We start from the raw sequence: 19,793 nt of genomic DNA, 5'->3' as shown, positions 1-19,793 counted from the left end.
CATTGCGAAAGGTCTCGCCCATGGGCATTCGGAGCTTGCTGCGCAAGGTGTTTGGACGCGACCGCGTGGAGTCCGGTGAGCCTGCGGCGGCCACTACCGTTCCGGCGCAGGCCGAGCGTACGACGACGTCCGCGAAGGCGGCGCAGACCGTGACGGCGGCCAAGTCCTCCGCGGAGTCCCCGGCGGAGAACGCGGCGCCGGAGCCGGCACCGGAGAAGGCGGACCGCGAGAACGGGGCGCAGGAGAAGGCGTCGTCGGAGAAGCCCGGCACGGTCTCGCTGCCGGCCCAGGCCGACAAGGCGTCGACCTCCGTGCCCGCCGCCGACAAGCCCGCCCCGAAGCAGGTGCGGAGGTCCGGTCCCGGGATCGCGTCCGACCTGGTGGCGGAGGCGTTCGACAACCCGAAGCGGAGGACGGCGGAGCCGACCGTTCCCGCCCAGGCGAAGGCGTCGGACGTGTCCGTACCGGAGCGGAAGCCGGAGGCCGAGGCGCTCCCCGCTGCCGGTGACACACCGGCCGACGTACAGGCGGCCGAGGCCCCGACGGCCGAGCCCGCCCCCGCGGAGCCGGAGACCGCTGCTTTGGCGGAGCCGGTCGCCGCCGGGACGCAGCCGGTCGAGGAGCAGGTCGTCGAGGCGAAGGCCGTCGAGGCGAAGGCCGTCGAAGCGGAGATCGTCGAGGAGCAGGTCGTCGAAGCGGAGATCGTCGAGGCTGCGGCGGCACCGGCCGCTCCGGAGCCGGCCGAGAGCGAAGCCGGGACCGAGGCCGAAGCTGCCGAGCCGGCGGAAGAGGCTGTCGCCGAAGCAGAGCCCAAGGCTGTCGACGAGCCGGTGGCGGCGGAGTCCGCAGCCACCGGGTCCGAGGCGGAAGCCGGGCCGGTGACAGCCGAGGCCCCCGCGGAGCCGGCCGCCGAGGCCGGTACGAGGACGGAGACCGCCGGGAAGACGGCCCCCGAGGACGCCGCTCCGGCCGTAGCCGGGGCCGCTGCGCCCGCCGGGACCGAAACCGCCGAGCCCGGGGCCGGGACGGAAGCCGCCGAGCGGGCCGCCGGTGCCGGGGAAGCGGAAGCGGAAGCCGAACCGGTGTCCCCGGCTCTGCCCGCCGCCCCCGCACCGGCCGGCCTCGCCACCCGCGCTCCCCAGCTCGTCAGCGCCTTCCAGGCCGCCGGAGCAGAGATCGACAAGGCCGGACTGAGCGACGCCAGGGCCACCGTCTACCTCGTCCTCGACCGGTCCGGTTCCATGCGGCCGTACTACAAGGACGGCAGCGCACAGGCCCTCGGCGAGCAGACACTCGCCCTCGCCGCGCACCTCGACGAGCAGGCCACCGTCCGTGTCGTCTTCTTCTCGACGGACATCGACGGCACCGGAGAGCTGACGCTCGACTCGTACGAGGGCCGGGTCGACGAGCTGCACGCCGGGCTGGGACGGCTGGGCCGTACCAGCTACCACCGGGCCGTCGAGGAGGTCGTGGCTCTGCATGAGAAGTCCGCCGACCCCACCGCCCCCGCTCTGGTGATCTTCCAGACGGACGGCGCCCCGGACGCCAAGGTCGTGGCCAGGCAGGCCATCGCCGATGTGGCGGACAAGCCGCTGTTCTGGCAGTTCGTGGCCTTCGGCGACCACGAGTCGAAGGCGTTCGACTTCCTGCGGAAGCTGGACGTGCCGCACGCCGGGTTCTTCCACGCCGGCCCCACCCCGCGCGAGCTGGCCGACTCCGAGGTGTACGAGCAGCTGCTCGCGGCCTTCCCCGCCTGGCTGGCAGCGCGCAAGGGCTGACACCGGACAGCACCGGCCGAACGGGGCCCCCGCCCGCCGGGCGGGGGCCCCGGCACAATCCCGTTCGGCTGCCCAGCCCGGGGCCGTTAGGATTTCGACCATGGCGGCCACTGGATCCGAGAAGCAGGGGACGAGCGAAGGCGTGCAGGCCTTCTACGTATCGACCCCCATTTACTACGTCAACGACGCTCCTCACCTGGGCCACGCCTACACGACCGTTGCAGGGGACGTGCTCACGCGCTGGCACCGTCAGCGCGGCGAGAAGGTGTGGTACCTCACCGGCACGGACGAGCACGGTCAGAAGATCATGCGCACGGCCGAGGCGAACAACGTCACACCGCAGGAGTGGTGCGACAAGCTCGTCGAAGAGTCCTGGAAACCCCTCTGGGAGCATCTGAACATCGCGAACGACGACTTCATCCGGACGACGGAGAAGCGGCACACCGACCGTGTGCAGGAGTTCGTGCAGGACCTGTTCGACAAGGACGAGATCTACAAGGGCGGGTACGAAGGCCCGTACTGCGTGGGCTGCGAGGAGTACAAGCTCCCCGGCGACCTGATCGAGGGCGAGCCGGACTTCCCCGGCCAGAAGCTGTGCCCGATCCACAAGAAGCCGGTGGAGATCCTCAAGGAGGAGAACTACTTCTTCAAGCTGAGCGAGTACGGCCCGAAGCTGCTGGAGTTCTACGAGGCCAACCCCGGCTTCATCCAGCCCGAGTCGGCCCGCAACGAGGTCGTGAACTTCGTCCGCCAGGGGCTTCAGGACCTGTCGATCTCCCGCTCCACCTTCGACTGGGGTGTCCCGGTGCCGTGGGACGAGAAGCACGTCATCTACGTCTGGGTGGACGCGCTCCTCAACTACGCCACGGCCGTCGGCTACGGCGCCAACCAGGAGAAGTTCGACGCGACCTTCCCGGCCGACGTCCACCTGGTCGGCAAGGACATCCTGCGCTTCCACGCGGTGATCTGGCCCGCGATGCTGATGGCGCAGGGACTGCCGATGCCCGGCCGCGTCGCCGCGAACGGCTGGCTGATGGTCGGCGGCGAGAAGATGTCGAAGTCGAACCTGACCGGCATCAAGCCGCAGGACCTGACCTCGCACTTCGGTGTGGACGCCTACCGCTGGTACTTCCTGCGCGCCATCTCCTTCGGCAGCGACGGATCGTTCTCCTGGGAGGACTTCTCCGCCCGCTACACGTCGGAGCTGGCGAACGACTACGGCAACCTGGCCTCGCGCGTGGCCGCGATGGTCGGCAAGTACTACGGCGGGACGCTGCCGGCCGCGGAGGCCGCAGGCGCCGCCGAGCAGGCCGTCCAGGAGGGTCTCGCCAAGGCGGTCACCGAGTCCGACCGGCTGATCGGTGAGGAGCTGGACTTCCAGGGCGGCATCCTGGCGATCTTCGACTTCGTGAAGCAGGTCAACGGCTACATCACGGAACAGGAGCCGTGGAAGGTGGCCAAGGACGAGTCGCCGGAGGGCCGGGCCCGCCTCGCGACCATCCTCTACACGGCTGCCGAGTCGCTGCGGGGTGTCGCGGTCCTGCTGAACTCCGTGATGCCGGAGACCTCACAGAGCCTGTGGGACTCACTGGGCGCCGAGGCGGGCCTCGGCGCGCTGGCCGGCCAGAAGCTCCAGGAGTCCGGGGTCTGGGGGCAGCTGCCGGCCGGTGCGACGGTGACGAAGGGCGCGGTGCTGTTCCCGCGCCTGGAGGAGAAGCCCGCGTAACCGGGAGCACATGCGACGGAAGGCCCGGAACCGTGATCGGTTCCGGGCCTTCCGGTTGCGGTGCGGGCCGGCGGGCCCGGCCCTGCCAGGAGCGGTGCGGCGCCCCGTGCGGCCCGGCATGGCCGGGCGATTCGACGCCCTTCCCGCACACAGCCGTGGCCACCTGCCCGCACCGGCGTCACTCCCCGAGCATCGACACGTCCCCCATGACCACCACGGGGTTCTTCGACGGCTCCAGCCAGCGCAGCAGCTCCTTCATCCGGTCCTCCGACAGGGAGACGCAGCCGTGCGTGGGGCCTCCGTGGTCGACGTGGAACCAGACGCCGCCGCCCCGGTCCGCGCCCATCGGGCGGGTCCAGTCGAGCGGGGTGGTGCCGGGCTTGTGGTTGTAGTTGATCGCCACCACGTAGTCGAAGGCGCCCGCCAGGGACTCCCCCTCGAAACCGGTCCCCGCAGCGACGAAGGCGGACCGGTGGTCGTACGGCAGGCGGGTGCCCGGGTCCTTCTTCCGGCCGCCCGCGTCGGTCAGGCCGTAGACCCCGGCGGGTGAGTGGAGATCGCCCTGGTAGTGCTTCTCGGTCCAGCCGTGCAGGGCGTTGTGCGCGGACCACGGGTCGGAGACGGGCTCCCAGCCCTTGGCCGGATCGCGGACATAGAGCACGACGGTGGAGCTGCTGGAGTCCGGTGCGTCCCCGGTGACGACGACAGCCTGCTTCGCGGACTCCGGAATCTTCTTCAGGGTCTTGGGGCCGAGCGCGGGGATCTCCTTGACCTGAACCTCCGCGGCCCGGCGGAGCTTCAGCCCGGCCGCGGGGGTCGCGGGCGCCGCAGCCGCTCCCGGCGGGCCACCGTGGCCGCTGTTGTCCTCCACCGTCCGGGCCGGGGCTGTCGCGTGACCCGGGTACCCCGCACATCCGGAGAGCACCAACCCACCGGTGACCAGTGCGCTCGCGATGAGCGCACCTCTGGGAAGTCGGCGAAGAGACATGTACGAACCTTTCATTTCACGTCGGGTCATGTCGGGTGCACGCCGTTAACGACTGGTGCACGCCCTTGGCGTCGATGCATTTCGGGCAACCCTGCACAGTTGCCCCCGCTGTCGGACCCTTCACCTGCGACGGGCAGACGTTCGACGGCGGTTCCCGTGTCGCGGTCGCGCATTGCAGAGCCTGTCGTGCGGCCGGGACGAGACGTGCCGCGTCACCGGGCACCCACAGACGCACCGGAATCAGATTGCCTCCGCCGCCGCCCCGCCCCTGACCGGCACGCCGGTCAGTCCGTCGTACTGGTTCGTCCTCTGCGGCGTCCGGCAGGCCTGGAAGCCCCGGGAACCGGCGGCATGGAAGAGCCCCCGGCCGACGGGCCGGGGGCTCTTCCGCCGTTTCACGTGAAACGGGGCGGAGTTACTTCTCCTGCTTGTCCTTGGCCGGAGCCGCCGGCTTGCGCAGCTGGATGTTCAGCTCGCGCAGCCGGGTCTCGTCGAGCACCGTGGGGGCGCCCATCATCAGGTCCTGCGCGTTGCCGTTGAGCGGGAAGGCAATCGTTTCGCGGATGTTCGGCTCGTCCGCGAGCAGCATCACGATGCGGTCCACCCCCGGAGCGATACCGCCGTGCGGCGGGGCGCCGAGGCGGAAGGCGCGGAGCATACCGGCGAACTCGTGCTCCACGGTCTCCCGGTCGTAGCCGGCGATCTCGAACGCCTTGAGCATCAGCTCGGGCTCGTGGTTACGGATGGCGCCCGAGGAGAGCTCGATGCCGTTGCAGACGATGTCGTACTGGTACGCCAGGATGTCGAGCGGGTCCTTCTCCTCCAGGTCGGCGTAGCCGCCCTGGGGCATCGAGAAGGGGTTGTGCGAGAAGTCGATCTTGCCCGTCTCCTCGTCCTTCTCGTACATCGGGAAGTCGACGATCCAGCAGAACCGGAACACGTCCTCCTCGAAGTGGCCGGCGCGCTTGGCCGCCTCGACGCGGACCGCGGACATGATCCGGGAGACCTCGTCGAACTCGCCCGCGCCGAAGAAGACCGCGTGGCCGGGCTTGAGCTCCAGGCGCTCGGTGAGGGCCGCGACGTCGCCCTCGGTGAGGAACTTGGCGATCGGCCCGGCGATGGCACCGTCGTCGCCGACGCGCACCCAGGCCAGGCCCTTGGCGCCCTGCTCGACGGCGTACGCACCGAGACCGTCGAAGAACTTGCGGGACTGGCCGGCGGTGTCGGGGACGGGCAGCGCGCGGACGTGCAGACCCGCGAACGCCTTGAACCCGGAGTCCGCGAAGACGTCCGAGACATCGACCAGTTCGAGCTGGGCGCGCAGGTCGGGCTTGTCGTTGCCGTACTTCAGCATCGACTCGCGGAACGGGATCCGCGGGAACGGCGAGGTGACGTGGCGGCCGTTGCCGAACTCCTCGAAGAGCTCGGTCATCAGCTTCTCGATCGGGCCGAAGACGTCCTCCTGCTCGACGAAGCTCATCTCGACGTCGAGCTGGTAGAACTCGCCGGGCGAGCGGTCCGCGCGGGCGTCCTCGTCGCGGAAGCAGGGCGCGATCTGGAAGTAGCGGTCGAAGCCCGAGATCATCAGCAGCTGCTTGAACTGCTGCGGGGCCTGCGGCAGCGCGTAGAACTTGCCGGGGTGCAGCCGCGAGGGAACTACGAAGTCACGGGCGCCCTCGGGGGAGGTCGCGGTGAGGATCGGGGTCGCCATCTCGTTGAAGCCCAGCGCGGTCATCTTGTGGCGCATGGCGGAGATGACGGCCGTGCGCAGCATGATGTTGCGGTGCATGCGCTCGCGGCGCAGGTCGAGGAAGCGGTACTCCAGGCGCCGCTCCTCGTTCACGCCGTCCTCGGCGTTGATGGTGAATGGCAGCGGGGCGGCGGCGCCCAGCACCTCGACCTCGCCGACCTCGATCTCGACCTCGCCGGTCGGCAGTTCCCCGTTGACGTTCTCGGTGCCGCGCGCGGAGACCTTGCCGTCGACACGGACGACCGTCTCCTTGGTGACCTTGGAGAGCGCTTCGTTGGCGGGGGTGCCGGGGCGGGCGACGAGCTGCGTGATGCCGTGGTGGTCGCGCAGGTCGATGAAGAGGATGCCGCCCAGGTCTCGGCGATTGTGCAGCCAGCCACTCAGCCGGACGTCGGAGCCGACGTCAGAGGCGCGCAGTTCGCCGCACGTGTGGGACCTGTACCGATGCATCGTTCATCCAGTTCTTCGCGAGACAGGCGGGAAGGGTGTACTTCGCACCAGGGTACCGCCGGGCACACCGTGCCTTTACGCCTTTATGGGCCGCCGCCCCCGGCCCCGGAGCGGCCGCATGGGCGCACCCTGTGTGGCGGCGCCCGGCCCCACCTTCTTAAAGTGGGTCAATGCGCACCGAGGACGTCCTGGCCGCCATCGCGACCGGCCTGTGGCGATGGGACAACACCGCCGGGCTGGTCACGCTCGACGCGGAAGCCGCCCGGCTCCTCGGTCTGCCCGCCGAGGCCGGCACCATCTCCGAGGTCACCGCCCGCTCCCGGTTCCACCCCGTCGACTGGAACGAGATCAACGGGACCGTGAATCTCGCGGTCGCCGAGGACACTCTCGCCGAGGCCCGGCTGCGCATCGTGGACGAGACGGGCCAGGTGCTCCGTACCGTGCGCAGCCGCTCCAAGCCGCTGATCAGCCCGGACGGCTATGTCCTGGTCGGCACCCTCCAGGAGGTCGCGGAACCGCAGCCGGGGGATGCCGCCCACACCCCGATCACCGGCGACTGGCGCCGTTCCCGCGAGGCGTTCCTGCTGGACGCGGGGCGGGCGCTCGCCGAGGCCAGGTCCACCGAGGAAGTACTGCGGGTCGCCGCCTCACTCTCCATGCCGGGGTTCGAGCCGGACGGCCTCGCGGTCTTCGGGATCACCGGCGACTGGCTGACGATCATCGGGCACCACGGCCACCGCCCGGGCCAGGACGGCCTGATCGCGGAATTCCCGATGAGCACGGAAGAGAACTACCCGGCCGCCGAGGTCGCCAGGACGGGGAAGGCCATCTATCTGCCGACCCCCGCCAGCTACCGCGACCGCTATCCCCGGTTCTGGCCCGCCGTGGAGCCTCTCGACCGGCAGTCCTGGGCCTTCGTCCCGCTGGTGGACTCGGGGGTGACGATCGGCGCCTGGATGGCGGCCTTCGCCTATCCGGTGAGCTTCTCGCCGGACGAACGCGCGGTGCTGACGACCGTCGCCCGGATGCTGGCCCAGGCCCTCGCCCGCGCCGGGGTGGCCGACAACGAGCGGGAGCTGTCGCTCGGGCTCCAGCGCTCGATGCTGCCGATGCTGGGCCCGCGTATCCCGGGCATGACGGTCGCCGCACGGTATGTGCCGACCGGGGGCGGCCTGAAGGTCGGCGGCGACTGGTACGACGTCATCGCGCTGCCGGGCAGCACCGTGCACGAGGACGGCAAGGGCGGCGGCCGGGTCGCTCTCGTGATCGGGGACGTCCAGGGTCACGACGTACGGGCTGCCGGGATGATGGGCCAGCTGCGGATCGCGCTGCGCGCCTACGCGGCCGAGGGGCACCCGCCCGACGCGGTGCTCTCACGGGCCTCACGCTTCCTGTACGGGATCACGGACACGTACGACCAGGGCGATTCCGACGAGCCGCCCACCCCTCGCTTCGCGACCTGCCTCTATATCGAGGTCGACCCGGCCACCGGCGCGCTCGACGTGGCCCGCGCCGGCCACCCCGACCCGACGGTCCGTACGGCCGACGGCACAGTGCTGGTGCGGCCCGTCGAGGGCGGGCTCCCGCTGGGCATCCATCCGGACACCGACTACCCGACGACCCGGCTGGTACTGCAGCCCGGCGAGACGCTGATGATGTGTACCGACGGCCTGATAGAGACCGGAGGCCACGATCTCGACACGGGCTGGGAGCGGATCCGGGGGACGCTGGAGCAGCACGCCGGGGAGAATCTGGAGATCCTCGCCGACGCCCTGGTGCAGGCGGCGCACGGTCCGCCGGAGCACCATCACACCGGACCGTTCTCCGACCGCCGTGAGGACGACATCGCCGTCCTGCTGATGTCCCGCGCCGGGGAGGCCGCACGGGCGGGCACCACCCGCCACATCTCCCTGACGATCGAGCAGGCCCAGCCGGAGCGCATCTCGGCGGCCCGGAGCCAGCTGCGGGAGCTGTTGCACGACTGGGCGGACGCCGAGCAGGTCGACTCGGCCGCTCTGATGGTCTCCGAGATGGCGACGAACGTCCTCATCCACACGGACGGCGACGCCGTGATGACCGCGGACGTCACGGGTGACGCCGGCACCAGACGGCTGCGGGTGGAGGTCTCCGACGACAGCGACGAACTGCCGCACAAGCGCCGCCCCGGCGAGATGGCCTCGTCGGGGCGCGGGCTGCTGCTGATGGAGATGCTCGCCGACATGTGGGGGGTGGACCCGCGGGGCTCCGGAAAGTCGATCTGGTTCGAGCTCTACGAGTCGCGCGGCGGATCCGGTGACGGACCCGCCGGGCCGGGAGAGGCGGACAGCGGAACCGGGGACCCGTCGTCCGATCTGCTGTCGGACTTCCTGGCCGACCTCGCGCCGGACGAGCCGCTGGCCATGGACGAGGCCCCGGAGACCCGGGCTCCCGAGGACCGGCCCTCGGGAGCACTGGCCACGGAAGGTGCCACCGCGGGCGAGCGGGCCCCGGAGGACCACCCGTCGGAAGGCCGTCCGTAGAAGCTACTCGCCGGAGGCCGGCGCACCGGGTCCCGGGGCGGGGCCCGCGCCCGGTTCCGGGGCGGATTCCGGCGGGTAGCGCTTGCGCAGTTCGCCGATCACCCCGAAGGCCGCGGCCGCCACCGGCACGGCGAGCAGCATCCCCAGCAGCCCCGCGACGCTGGCCCCGGCGGTCAGAGAGATCAGGACCATCGCCGGGTGCATCTGGACCGTGCGGCTCTGGATCACCGGCTGCAGCACATGGCCCTCCAGCACCTGCACCAGCAGGACCACGCCCAGCGCCCAGAGCGCGATCACGAACCCGCGGTCGGCGAGCGCGACCAGTACGGCGACGGCACCGGAGATGAACGCGCCCAGATACGGGATGTAGGCACCGACGAACACCAGCGCGCCGAGGCCGATCGCCCCCGGCACCCGCAGGATCAGCAGGCCGACCGAGATGCAGACGGCGTCGATGAGCGCGATCAGTGTGGTACCGCGCATGAACCCCTCGACGGCCTCGAAGGCGCGGCGGGCCATCGCCTCGATGGTGGCTCCGTGGCTCGGCGCGATGGCATACGCCAGGCCGCGGGCGTGGTCGCGGTCGCGGATGAAGAAGAAGGTGAGCAGCAGGGCCAGCACGCTGGTCGCGATGAGCGTGCCGATCAGGCTGAGTCCGCTGAGCAGCCCGCCCGCGGCGTTCGCGCCGAACTTGCCGAGCAGGCTCTTGGCGTTGGCGGCGATGTTGGAGATGCCGTCGCCCGTGGCCACCCCGAAGTGGTCGGCGATCCACTTCCCGGCGTCCTTCAGCGACGCGACGATCTGGTCGCCGGTGTCGATCAGCGCGGTGACGACGATGTACGCGGCCCCGCCGACGACGGCCACGAGCACGGCGCAGGTGAGCCCGGCCGCGAGCGACTTGTTCAGCCCCATCCGGACCAGCCGCCGGTGGACAGGGCCGAGGAGCGCCGTACCGAGCAGGGCCAGCATCACGGGGGTGACGGCGGTCTTGAGCGTGACACAGAGCCAGACCGCCACCGCGGCAACGCCCGTGACGAGCAGCGCCACGGCACACCAGGCGGCCAGGCGGCGGACGTGGATGGGGAGGAGCGGCTTCTGGGTATGCACGCCTCCAGCCGATCACAGCCTGGCGGCCGGGGCCCGCTCGCCGGGGCCGGGCGGGTGGCGCAGTACGCCGGCCGCCCGGCCCCGGGCCCTGCGGTGCGCCCCGGCCATACCCCGTGGCGGGTGCGGCGGAGGCGGCGTACCGCGTGCGGGCTACATGCCGTGCACCGCGGGCACCGTCCCCAGCCGGCCGCGCTGGAAGTCCTCGAACGCCTGCTTGAGCTCGGCCTCGCTGTTCATGACGAACGGCCCGTAGTGCGCCATCGGCTCCCGGATCGGGCGCCCGCCCAGCAGGACGACCTCCAGATCGGGGCTCTTGGCGTCCTGGGCCTCGTCGGCGCGGACGGTCAGCGAGGAGCCGGCACCGAAGACCGCGGTCTGGCCGGTGTGGACCGGCCGGCGGTCCGTGCCGACCGAGCCGCGGCCGGCCATCACGTACGCAAGGCCGTTGAAGTCCTCGCGCCAGGGCAGCGTGACCTCGGCGCCGGGCCGTACCGTCGCGTGGATCATCGTGATCGGGGTGTGAGTGATGCCGGGGCCGTCATGGCCGTCCAGCTCGCCCGCGATGACGCGCAGCAGCGCACCGCCGTCGGCCGATGTGAGCAGCTGGACCTGGCCGCCGCCGATGTCCTGGTAGCGGGGGGCCATCATCTTGTCGCTCGCCGGAAGGTTCACCCACAGCTGGAGCCCGTGGAAGAGGCCGCCGCTCAGGACCAGCGACTCCGGCGGCGCCTCGATGTGCAGCAGGCCGGAGCCCGCGGTCATCCACTGGGTGTCGCCGTCGTTGATCGTGCCGCCGCCGCCGTTGGAGTCCTGGTGGACGAAGGTGCCGTCGATCAGGTAGGTGACGGTCTCGAAGCCGCGGTGCGGGTGCCAGGGGGTGCCCTTGGGCTCGCCCGGCGCGTACTCCACCTCACCCATCTGGTCCATCATGATGAACGGGTCGAGGTACTGGTAGTTGATCCCGGCGAACGCACGGCGCACCGGGAACCCCTCGCCCTCGAAGCCTCCCGGCGCGGTGGACACGGCCAGCACGGGGCGGGGTACCGCTCCCTCGGGCGCGTGGACGCGCGGCAGGGTCAGCGGATTCTCGACGGTCACGGCAGGCATGGCGGCCCTCCTGGCTGGGATCTCAGCGTTCAAAGTAGTTGAACGGTGAACATCCGACAAGTCATGGGCATTCCCGGAAGGGGTCGGACCCATGGTTCAGGCCAGAAATCGGCCGGATCGGCCTCGCCGCACAGCCACAGGCGACGGCCGCGGCGCGGGGCCCGCGTCACAGCCCCGCAGCGGACCCGCCGGCCGGGTCAGCCGTACATCCGCCGCATCGCGAAGTCGACCATCTGCTCCACGGCCTTGGCGTCGAAGACCATCCGGTGCTCGCCCTCCATGTCGAGGACGAAGCCGTACCCGGTGGGCAGCAGGTCGATCACCTCGGCCCCGGTGATCACGAAGTACTTGGACTCCTTGCCCGCGTACCTGCGGAGCTCCTTCAGCGAGGTGAACATCGGGATCACCGGCTGCTGGGTGTTGTGCAGCGCGAGGAATCCGGGGTTGTCGCCGCGCGGGCAGTAGACCTTCGACGTGGCGAAGATCTGCTGGAAGTCCTCGGCGGCCATCGAGCCGGTGGTGAAGGCCCGCACGCCGTCGGCGAGCGAGGGCGGCGACGGCTCGGGGTACAGCGGCTGGTCACCGTAGCCGGGCTGCGGCGCGGCGTACTGCTGCTGGGCGCCCTGGTTCGGGTTCGGATCGTAGCCGTACATGCGCGCAAGAGTACTGAGTAAAGGGGCCGCGCCGCAGGGGCGGTCTCGTCACACTTGACCGATAGGGGTTGCGTCTTATTACCGACGGGTAGCATCATCGTAGCTACTTGCTGGTATTCGTTACAGGTATGCGTTACGAGAGGGCTGTCGCCATGGGGCACTACAAGTCGAATCTCCGCGACATCGAGTTCAACCTCTTCGAGGTCCTCGGCCGCGACAAGCAGTACGGCGCCGGGCCGTTCGCAGAGATGGACGTCGACACCGCGAAGAGCATCCTCGACGAGGTGGCCAGGCTCGCGGAGAACGAGCTCGCCGAGTCCTATGCCGACGCCGACCGCAACCCGCCGGTCTTCGACCCGGAGACCAACACGGCGCCCCTGCCGGACACCTTCAAGAAGTCCTACCAGGCCTTCATGGAGTCCGAGTACTGGCGGCTCGGCCTGCCCGAGGAGATCGGCGGCACCACGGCGCCCCGCTCCCTGATCTGGGCCTACGCGGAGCTGCTGCTCGGCGCGAACCCGGCGATCTGGATGTACTCCTCCGGCCCGGCCTTCGCCGGGATCCTCTTCGAGGAGGGCACCGAGGAGCAGAAGAAGATCGCCGAGATCGCGGTCGAGAAGCAGTGGGGTTCCACCATGGTCCTCACCGAGCCGGACGCCGGCTCGGACGTGGGCGCAGGCCGCACGAAGGCCGTCCAGCAGGACGACGGCTCCTGGCACATCGAGGGCGTGAAGCGCTTCATCACCTCGGGCGAGCACGACATGTCGGACAACATCATCCACTACGTGCTGGCGCGCCCCGAGGGTGCGGGCCCCGGCACGAAGGGCCTCTCGCTCTTCATGGTCCCGAAGTTCGAGTTCGACTGGACCACCGGCGAGCTGGGCGAGCGCAACGGCGTGTACGCGACGAACGTCGAGCACAAGATGGGCCTCAAGGCCTCCAACACCTGCGAGATGACGTTCGGCGACCGCCACCCCGCCAAGGGCTGGCTGATCGGCGACAAGCACGAGGGCATCCGCCAGATGTTCCGCATCATCGAGTTCGCCCGGATGATGGTCGGCACCAAGGCCATCGCGGCGCTCTCGACCGGCTACCTGAACGCCCTGGAGTACGCCAAGGAGCGCGTGCAGGGCCCCGACCTCGCGCAGTTCATGGACAAGTCCGCCCCGAAGGTCACCATCACGCACCACCCGGACGTGCGCCGCTCGCTGATGACGCAGAAGGCGTACGCCGAGGGCATGCGCACCCTGGTGCTCTACACGGCCTCCGTCCAGGACTCGATCCAGGAGAAGGAGGCCGCGGGCGAGGACGCCAAGGCGCTGCACGGCCTCAACGACCTGCTGCTGCCGATCGTGAAGGGGTACGGCTCGGAGAAGTCGTACGAGCAGCTGGCCCAGTCGCTCCAGACCTTCGGCGGCTCCGGCTACCTCCAGGAGTACCCGGTCGAGCAGTACATCCGGGACGCCAAGATCGACACCCTCTACGAGGGCACGACCGCCATCCAGGGCCAGGACTTCTTCTTCCGGAAGATCGTCCGCGACCAGGGCGCCGCGCTGAACACCCTCTCCGAGGAGATCAAGAAGTTCCTGGCGGCCGGCACCGGCGGCGAGGAGCTGACCGCCGCCCGTGACCAGCTGGCCAAGGCCGCGGTGGACCTGGAGGCGATCGTCGGCGCGATGATCACCGACCTGACCTCGACCGGCGACGACGTCAAGAACATCTACAAGGTGGGGCTCAACACGACCCGCCTGCTGCTCGCTTCGGGCGATGTCGTCGTGGCGTACCTGCTGCTCAAGGGTGCGGCGGTGGCCGCCGAGAAGCTGCCGACCGCCTCCGCGAAGGACACCGCCTTCTACCAGGGCAAGATCGCGGCTGCGAAGTTCTTCGCCACCGACATCCTGCCCGGGGTGAGTGCGCAGCGCGCCCTCGCCGAGACCGTCGACACCTCGCTCATGGAGCTGGACGAGGCGGCCTTCTAGCACTCCCGGAAAGCACGTCACGCGCGGCGGCGCGGTCCCGGTCACCGGGGCCGGGCCGCCGCTGCGTGTGCGCACGGGCGCGCTCCTCCGGGGCCGGAGCACACGGCGGTCCGCTCCCGCCGGCCGCGCAGGAGCGGGCAGTTGCCGCATTGAGCACATGCGCCAGGATGTCGCCCAGCAGTACGGGCTCCCTGGTGTCGGCACCGTATTCGACCATGCGCCGATAGTGGCATCCGGCACTGACAACGGCCCCGATCCGTCCCACATGTCCCATGCGCCCACCGGCCCCGCGGCCCCGCCCCGTTCCCGCGGGCGGGGCCGCCGCCGCGGTCGTTATGGTGGCTGCCATGAGCACATCCGTCCGCTTCGACCGCGGCCACACCGACGACCTGATGACCTTCCTGACGGCGAGCCCGTCGCCCTACCACGCCGTGGCGAACGCCGCAGGGCGGCTGGAGAAGGCGGGCTTCAGGCAGGTCTCGGAGACCGACGCCTGGGACGCGTCCACGGGCGGCAAGTACGTGCTGCGGGGCGGCGCGATCATCGCCTGGTACGTGCCGGAGAACGCCTCGGCCCACACCCCGTTCCGGATCGCCGGCGCACACACCGACTCGCCGAACCTGCGTGTGAAGCCCCTGCCGGACGCCGGCAGCGACGGCTGGCGCCAGGTCGCCGTCGAGGTCTACGGCGGCACCCTGCTCAACACCTGGCTCGACCGGGACCTGGGCCTCGCCGGGCGGCTCACGCTGCGCGACGGCAGCCACCGGCTGGTCGACGTGGACCGGCCGCTGCTGCGCGTCCCGCAGCTCGCCATCCACCTGGACCGCTCGGTCCACACCGACGGCCTCAAGCTCGACAAGCAGCGCCACATGCAGCCCGTCTGGGGCCTCGGCGAGGTCCGCGAGGGCGACCTGATGCGGTTCGTCGCCGAGGAGGCCGGGGTGGATGCCGATGACGTCACCGGCTGGGACCTGATGGTGAGCCCGGTCGAGGCGCCCGCCTACCTGGGCCGCGACCGGGAGCTCGTCGCCGGTCCCCGGATGGACAACCTGCTCTCCGTGCACGCCGCCACTGCGGCGCTGGCGGCCGTCGCCTCGGGGCCGGGCAGCGCGTCCCTGGAGCACATCCCGGTGCTGGCCGCCTTCGACCACGAGGAGAACGGCTCCCAGTCCGACACCGGGGCGGACGGGCCGCTGCTCGGCACCGTCCTGGAGCGCTCCGTCCTCGCCCGCGGCGGTACGTACGAGGACCGGGCCCGCGCCTTCGCCGGGTCGGTCTGCCTCTCGTCCGACACCGGTCACGCCGTCCACCCGAACTACAGCGAGCGCCACGACCCGACGCACCACCCGCGCGCCAACGGCGGGCCGATCCTCAAGGTCAACGTCAACATGCGGTACGCGACGGACGGCAGCGGGCGGGCGGTGTTCGCCGCCGCGTGCGAGAAGGCGGGGGTGCCCATGCAGCACTTCGTGTCCAACAACTCGATGCCCTGCGGCACGACCATCGGCCCGATCACCGCGGCCCGGCACGGCATCAGCACCGTGGACATCGGCGTCGCGATCCTCTCCATGCACAGCGCGCGCGAGCTGTGCGGGGCCGACGACCCCTACCTGCTCGCCAACTCCCTGGCGGCCTTCCTGGAGGGCTGAACCGCCGGGCCCCGACCGCGAGCCGCCCCGCCGGGCCGGTCAACCGGGCCCGTACGCAGGGCGATCCACGCGACCGGTCCACCGGTCAGGGCAGCCGCACACCGCCGCCGCCGGATTCCGCCGCCGAACTCCGCCGCTCCGGCGGCAGGTTGATTGACCGTTCCGGTCCCGGGTACGCGCCCTGTGAGACCGGAACAGTCACAACTAGTTCGGAGGCGAACACCGATGGGCCTTGGCGGCTGCATCATCCTTCTCGTGGTGGGGGGCATCCTCACCTTCGCAACCGACTGGCACATGAACGGCGTCAACCTCGACCTGGTCGGCATCATCATGATGCTGGTCGGTGTCATCGGCCTCGCGGTCTACACCAGCGTCCTGCGCCGTCGCCGGCCGCCGGTGCCCACCGCGACCACCGTCGTCGAGGAAGACCACCACCACCTGGGCTGACCCACGGCGCCGCGGGTCAGCCGTCCATACCCGCCAGCACCAGCGGCAGCCTGGACTCGCCCTCCTCCGTCACCCGGACGGGAACACCCCAGTCCTGCTGGTGCACGTGGCAGGCCGGGTACTCGTTGGCGGGGTCGTCGTCGCAGGACGCGGCCATCGCCGAGACATGGAGTACGCCCTCGGGGACCGCGGGGTTCAGCAGCACGTCCCGGAAGAGGTCCGTACCGGCGCCGTCCCCGCCCAGCAGCAGTTCGGGCGGGGTCGCGGAGACCAGCAGCCGGGTGGAGGGCCCGTACCGGACGTCCAGCTTCTGACCGGCGGGCGCCTGGAAGACGATGTCCACGCGCAGCGTGCCTGGGGCCACGTCGGTGGCGGCCCGCTGGGTGCGGTGGGCCACGCTCTCCACCCGTACCGCCTCGTCGGGCAGCCGCAGCCGGGTCAGCCGGTGCCGGGCCGACTCCACGACCACGATGTCGTCCCCGGCGAGCACCGCGTCGCTCGGCTCCCGCAGGTCCGTCGCCAGCGTGGTCACCTCGCCGGTGGCCGGGTCGTAGCGGCGCAGCGCGTGGTTGTACGTGTCGGAGACCGCGACCGAGCCGTCGGGCAGCGCCGTGACCCCCAGCGGGTGCTGGAGCAGGGCCTGCCCGGCATCGCCGTCCCGGTGGCCGAAGTCGAAGAGCCCCGTACCGACGGCGGTGTGCACCACCGCGCCGCCCGCGGCGTCCCGGTCGATCCAGCGCAGCGCCGACGTCTCGGAGTCGGCGATCCACAGCCGGTCCCCGGCGGCCGAGAGACCGGACGGCTGCGCGAACCACGCGTCGGCGGCCGGTCCGTCGACCAGCCCCTCGTTGGTGGTCCCGGCCGCCACCCCGACGGTGCCGCTCTCCGGGTCGTACGTCCACAGCTGGTGGACGCCCGCCATGGCGATCCACAGCAGCCCGTCGAACCAGGCGACGTCCCACGGCGAGGAGAGCGACACGTCGAGAGCGGGCCCGCTGGTCGGCGACCCCTGCCACCACTGCTTCCCGGTCCCCGCGACGAGCTCGATCCCACCGGTCCCCGGGTCGTACGTGCGGATCGCGTGGTGGACGGTGTCGGCGACCGCGACCTTCCCGGAGGGCAGCAGCGCGAGCCCCTGCGGCTCGTTGAACACACCCTCGCCGCCGATGCGCCGTACGACGGTCTCCCCGTCCGCCTCCAGCTCGACCAGCTGGTGCCGGGTGGTGTCCGAGACGAGCAGGTTGCCGCTCGGCAGCGCGATCACCTTGCCCGGGAAGCGCAGATCGGTGGCGACCGGCTCGGGCGCGACGTACGGGCCGTCGCCGCGGCGCAGTGTGCCCTTGGCCGCGTGCTCCGCCTCCAGCTCCGTGACCAGCGACGCGATGGCGTGCGCGTGTCCCTCACCGGCGTGCTGGGCGACGATGTACCCCTCGGGGTCGATCACCACGAGGGTCGGCCAGGCGCGGACGGCGTACTGCTTCCAGGTGGCCAGCTCGGGATCGTCCAGGACGGGGTGGTGCACGCCGTACCGCTCGACGGCGTCGACGACGGCCTGGTGCTCTGCCTCGTGCACGAACTTCGGGGAGTGCACACCGATGATCACGACGGTGTCGCTGTGCTGCTGTTCCAGCTCGCGCAGCTCGTCGAGTACATGCAGGCAGTTGATGCAGCAGAACGTCCAGAAGTCCAGCACGACGATGCGTCCCCGCAGGTCGGCGAGGGTGTACTGCTGTCCGCCTGTGTTCAGCCAACCGCCCTTGCCGACCAGCTCGGGGGCGCGGACACGGGCGCGACGGGGGGCGGGAGTCACATCGTTCATGCTGTCAAGGGTGCCATCTGACCCCGTGTGACCTGCGGCACGTCACCTCCGGCGCCGCCACGGGCAGCCGGGCGGGCCGTCCGCCTCCCCCGCGGACGGGAGGAACCGGCAGCCACGGCCGTCTCCGGAGAGTCCGTCCGCCCCTGATTCCTTACGCCGTCCGGCGGTAACGTCATCCGCATGAAATTCCTTGTGCGCGACCGTATTTTCGACATCGGCGACGACTACTGGATCGAGGACGAGAACGGCCACAAGGCCTATCTCGTCGACGGCAAGGTGATGCGCATCCGCGACACCCTGGAGCTCAAGGACCTCGACGGGCAGGTGCTGATCACGCTCAAGGAGAAGCTGATCGCCATCAGCGACACGATGACCCTGAAGCGGAACGGCGAGGAGCTGGCCACCGTCAGGAAGAAGCGGCTCACCGTGCTGCACGACCACTACCGCGTGAAGCTGGTGGACGGCACCGAGCTGGAGGTCAGCGGGAACATCCTCGACCGTGAGTTCGCGGTCGAGTACGAGAACGAGCTGCTGGCCGACATCTCGAAGAAGTGGTTCAGCGTGCGCGACGCGTACGCGGTCAACGTGGTGCGTGAGGACTCCGACCCGGCGCTGATGATCGCCATCGCGGTCTCCGTGATCCACATGCACGAGAAGGAGCACGAGAAGGAGCACGGCGAGGGCTAGGGTCCTCCGTTCGGACCGGGCCGGATCCGTGAGCGGGGTCGTCCGGTGCCGCGCCCCGACGCGCCCCGAGGCCCCAGCCGGTACGTCCGGCTGGGGCCTCGGGGCGGCGGACCCGTGGGTCAGGCCGTACGCCGCTTCAGGAGCCGGAAGGCGGCGCAGACCGCGAGCCCGGCCAGGGCGAGGAGAACGCCGGACTCCGTGAGCTGGCGGGGCCAGAAGTCCGGGGACGGGAGATACGTGCGGGTGAAGCCCGTCACGTGGTGCTCGGCGAGGCAGCGCACCTTGTCGTAGCACCCGGGGTCGGCGATCCGGGCGCCGGTCGAGGTGATCGCCCGGCTGTGCACGGAGAGTTCGGGCACCTGGTAGGCGCGCTGGAAGGGCCACAGACCGCTGCGGACCGCCGTGACGCCGTACTGGAGCACGGCGGCGACCGCCATGGCGGGCAGGGTGCGGCGCAGCAGCAGACCGCAGAGCGCGCCGAGCGCGAGCGCGAACAGCGGGGCGGCGACGGCGGCCGGGCCGATCGAGTAGTACAGCCGACGGGGTTCGTAGCCGGCCACCAGAAGACCGCTGTGGGAGGACCACAGCAGCCGGTAGAGCAGGATCAACAGAGCGGTGCCCACGGCCACGACGACGGCCGGTACGGCGAGTTTGCCGGCGAGCCAGCGGGCCGGGGAGACGGACTGGGACCAGGCGAGCCGGGTGGTGCCGCTCTCCAGTTCCCGGGCGGTCAGCGGCCCGGCCGCGAAGAGGGCCACACAGAAGGTGGCGATGCTGATCAGGGTGGCCGGGTCGTAGAAGAGCCTGTCGTAGGAGAACGAGAAGGAGTAGGTGTGCAGCGCCGCGCCGCGCCAGGCGTCCTGCTGCACCCCGGCGTAGCCGAACCTGTCGAACAGCTTCTGGGTGGCGTCGGCGCCGGGGCCGTACAGCCAGAGCAGCAGCCCCGCGGTGACGACCACGAAGGCGGCCCAGGTCCACAGCGCCGCGCGGTGCAGGCGCAGTTCGGTGCGGAACAGGTCGAGGCCCGAGGGGCTGGGCGGGGGCACGGGGACGTGCTTGTCCAGGGATGCGGTGGTCATGAGAAGTCCTTGAGGGGCAGCGGTGCAGCGGTGGGGGGACAGGGAACGGGTCCGG

Annotated in this window: 14 protein-coding genes; 7 read left to right on the top strand and 7 right to left on the bottom strand. The window is 70.8% G+C overall.

The window, feature by feature from the left end; genetic code table 11:
• The first annotated feature begins 20 nt into the window (after positions 1-20).
• Both OG917_RS18000 and metG read left to right on the top strand, forming a co-directional pair.
• The gene (locus tag OG917_RS18000) at positions 21-1,778 is read left to right on the top strand and encodes a VWA domain-containing protein (RefSeq protein ID WP_328318623.1); all 1,758 of its coding nucleotides are present in this window, start codon (positions 21-23) and stop codon (positions 1,776-1,778) included.
• Between the two features lie 100 nt (positions 1,779-1,878).
• Positions 1,879-3,504 carry a methionine--tRNA ligase gene (gene metG, locus OG917_RS17995; protein WP_328318622.1) on the top strand — a complete coding sequence of 542 codons (1,626 nt, stop codon included), beginning with the start codon at positions 1,879-1,881 and terminating at the stop codon, positions 3,502-3,504.
• A 178-nt stretch (positions 3,505-3,682) separates the two neighbouring features.
• Here the strand turns inward: metG and OG917_RS17990 are convergent, their stop codons facing one another.
• Together OG917_RS17990 and aspS are read right to left on the bottom strand one after the other, a co-directional pair.
• Positions 3,683-4,492: a L,D-transpeptidase family protein gene (locus OG917_RS17990; protein WP_328318621.1), complete on the bottom strand. Its 810-nt coding sequence runs from the start codon at positions 4,490-4,492 to the stop codon at positions 3,683-3,685.
• Positions 4,493-4,907: 415 nt separating this feature from the next.
• Entirely contained in the window at positions 4,908-6,692 is a 1,785-nt protein-coding gene (gene aspS / locus OG917_RS17985) for an aspartate--tRNA ligase (RefSeq protein WP_328318620.1), read from the bottom strand.
• 170 nt (positions 6,693-6,862) lie between these two features.
• Here aspS and OG917_RS17980 point away from each other — a divergent pair, with 170 nt between their 5' ends.
• Positions 6,863-9,211 carry an ATP-binding SpoIIE family protein phosphatase gene (locus OG917_RS17980; protein WP_328318619.1) on the top strand — a complete coding sequence of 783 codons (2,349 nt, stop codon included), beginning with the start codon at positions 6,863-6,865 and terminating at the stop codon, positions 9,209-9,211.
• A gap of 3 nt (positions 9,212-9,214) precedes the next feature.
• Here the strand turns inward: OG917_RS17980 and OG917_RS17975 are convergent, their stop codons facing one another.
• From OG917_RS17975 to OG917_RS17965, 3 genes are all read right to left on the bottom strand, one after another.
• On the bottom strand, positions 9,215-10,318 hold the full coding sequence (locus OG917_RS17975; protein ID WP_328318618.1) for an AI-2E family transporter: 1,104 nt from the start codon (positions 10,316-10,318) through the stop codon (positions 9,215-9,217).
• Positions 10,319-10,468: 150 nt separating this feature from the next.
• A complete protein-coding gene (locus OG917_RS17970) occupies positions 10,469-11,425 on the bottom strand; it encodes a pirin family protein (protein WP_328318617.1) in 957 nt (318 codons plus the stop codon).
• Positions 11,426-11,622: 197 nt separating this feature from the next.
• Positions 11,623-12,078 carry an SseB family protein gene (locus tag OG917_RS17965; protein WP_328318616.1) on the bottom strand — a complete coding sequence of 152 codons (456 nt, stop codon included), beginning with the start codon at positions 12,076-12,078 and terminating at the stop codon, positions 11,623-11,625.
• Between the two features lie 152 nt (positions 12,079-12,230).
• Between OG917_RS17965 and OG917_RS17960 the strand changes: the two genes are divergently transcribed.
• The 3 genes from OG917_RS17960 to OG917_RS17950 all read left to right on the top strand — a co-directional run bounded on the left by OG917_RS17960 (position 12,231) and on the right by OG917_RS17950 (position 16,153).
• A complete protein-coding gene (locus OG917_RS17960; protein ID WP_328321985.1) occupies positions 12,231-14,057 on the top strand; it encodes an acyl-CoA dehydrogenase in 1,827 nt (608 codons plus the stop codon).
• A 347-nt stretch (positions 14,058-14,404) separates the two neighbouring features.
• The gene (locus OG917_RS17955) at positions 14,405-15,706 is read left to right on the top strand and encodes a M18 family aminopeptidase (RefSeq protein ID WP_328318615.1); all 1,302 of its coding nucleotides are present in this window, start codon (positions 14,405-14,407) and stop codon (positions 15,704-15,706) included.
• Between the two features lie 225 nt (positions 15,707-15,931).
• Entirely contained in the window at positions 15,932-16,153 is a 222-nt protein-coding gene (locus OG917_RS17950) for a DUF6458 family protein (RefSeq protein WP_328318614.1), read from the top strand.
• Positions 16,154-16,169: 16 nt separating this feature from the next.
• Here OG917_RS17950 and OG917_RS17945 read toward each other — a convergent pair whose 3' ends face one another.
• On the bottom strand, positions 16,170-17,972 hold the full coding sequence (locus tag OG917_RS17945) for an NHL domain-containing thioredoxin family protein (protein ID WP_328318613.1): 1,803 nt from the start codon (positions 17,970-17,972) through the stop codon (positions 16,170-16,172).
• A gap of 180 nt (positions 17,973-18,152) precedes the next feature.
• On the opposite strand from OG917_RS17945, the gene OG917_RS17940 reads away from it, so the two are divergent.
• The gene (locus tag OG917_RS17940; protein ID WP_328318612.1) at positions 18,153-18,659 is read left to right on the top strand and encodes an LURP-one-related/scramblase family protein; all 507 of its coding nucleotides are present in this window, start codon (positions 18,153-18,155) and stop codon (positions 18,657-18,659) included.
• A 119-nt stretch (positions 18,660-18,778) separates the two neighbouring features.
• Here OG917_RS17940 and OG917_RS17935 read toward each other — a convergent pair whose 3' ends face one another.
• Positions 18,779-19,738 carry a hypothetical protein gene (locus tag OG917_RS17935; RefSeq protein WP_328318611.1) on the bottom strand — a complete coding sequence of 320 codons (960 nt, stop codon included), beginning with the start codon at positions 19,736-19,738 and terminating at the stop codon, positions 18,779-18,781.
• Between the last annotated feature and the right edge of the window lie 55 nt (positions 19,739-19,793).

This window comes from Streptomyces sp. NBC_00388, assembly GCF_036061255.1.
Classification (GTDB): Bacteria; Actinomycetota; Actinomycetes; order Streptomycetales; family Streptomycetaceae; genus Streptomyces.
Note: the sequence above shows the minus strand (reverse complement) of the source record. Positions and strands in the feature narration are given on the sequence as shown.

Coding starts and splice junctions, on each gene's coding strand:
- OG917_RS18000 (WP_328318623.1), top strand. CDS start 21: ATGGGCATTCGGAGCTTGCTGCGCAAGGTGTTTGGACGCGACCGCGTG.
- metG (WP_328318622.1), top strand. CDS start 1,879: ATGGCGGCCACTGGATCCGAGAAGCAGGGGACGAGCGAAGGCGTGCAG.
- OG917_RS17990 (WP_328318621.1), bottom strand. CDS start 4,492: ATGTCTCTTCGCCGACTTCCCAGAGGTGCGCTCATCGCGAGCGCACTG.
- aspS (WP_328318620.1), bottom strand. CDS start 6,692: ATGCATCGGTACAGGTCCCACACGTGCGGCGAACTGCGCGCCTCTGAC.
- OG917_RS17980 (WP_328318619.1), top strand. CDS start 6,863: ATGCGCACCGAGGACGTCCTGGCCGCCATCGCGACCGGCCTGTGGCGA.
- OG917_RS17970 (WP_328318617.1), bottom strand. CDS start 11,425: ATGCCTGCCGTGACCGTCGAGAATCCGCTGACCCTGCCGCGCGTCCAC.
- OG917_RS17965 (WP_328318616.1), bottom strand. CDS start 12,078: ATGTACGGCTACGATCCGAACCCGAACCAGGGCGCCCAGCAGCAGTAC.
- OG917_RS17960 (WP_328321985.1), top strand. CDS start 12,231: ATGGGGCACTACAAGTCGAATCTCCGCGACATCGAGTTCAACCTCTTC.
- OG917_RS17955 (WP_328318615.1), top strand. CDS start 14,405: ATGAGCACATCCGTCCGCTTCGACCGCGGCCACACCGACGACCTGATG.
- OG917_RS17950 (WP_328318614.1), top strand. CDS start 15,932: ATGGGCCTTGGCGGCTGCATCATCCTTCTCGTGGTGGGGGGCATCCTC.
- OG917_RS17945 (WP_328318613.1), bottom strand. CDS start 17,972: ATGAACGATGTGACTCCCGCCCCCCGTCGCGCCCGTGTCCGCGCCCCC.
- OG917_RS17940 (WP_328318612.1), top strand. CDS start 18,153: ATGAAATTCCTTGTGCGCGACCGTATTTTCGACATCGGCGACGACTAC.
- OG917_RS17935 (WP_328318611.1), bottom strand. CDS start 19,738: ATGACCACCGCATCCCTGGACAAGCACGTCCCCGTGCCCCCGCCCAGC.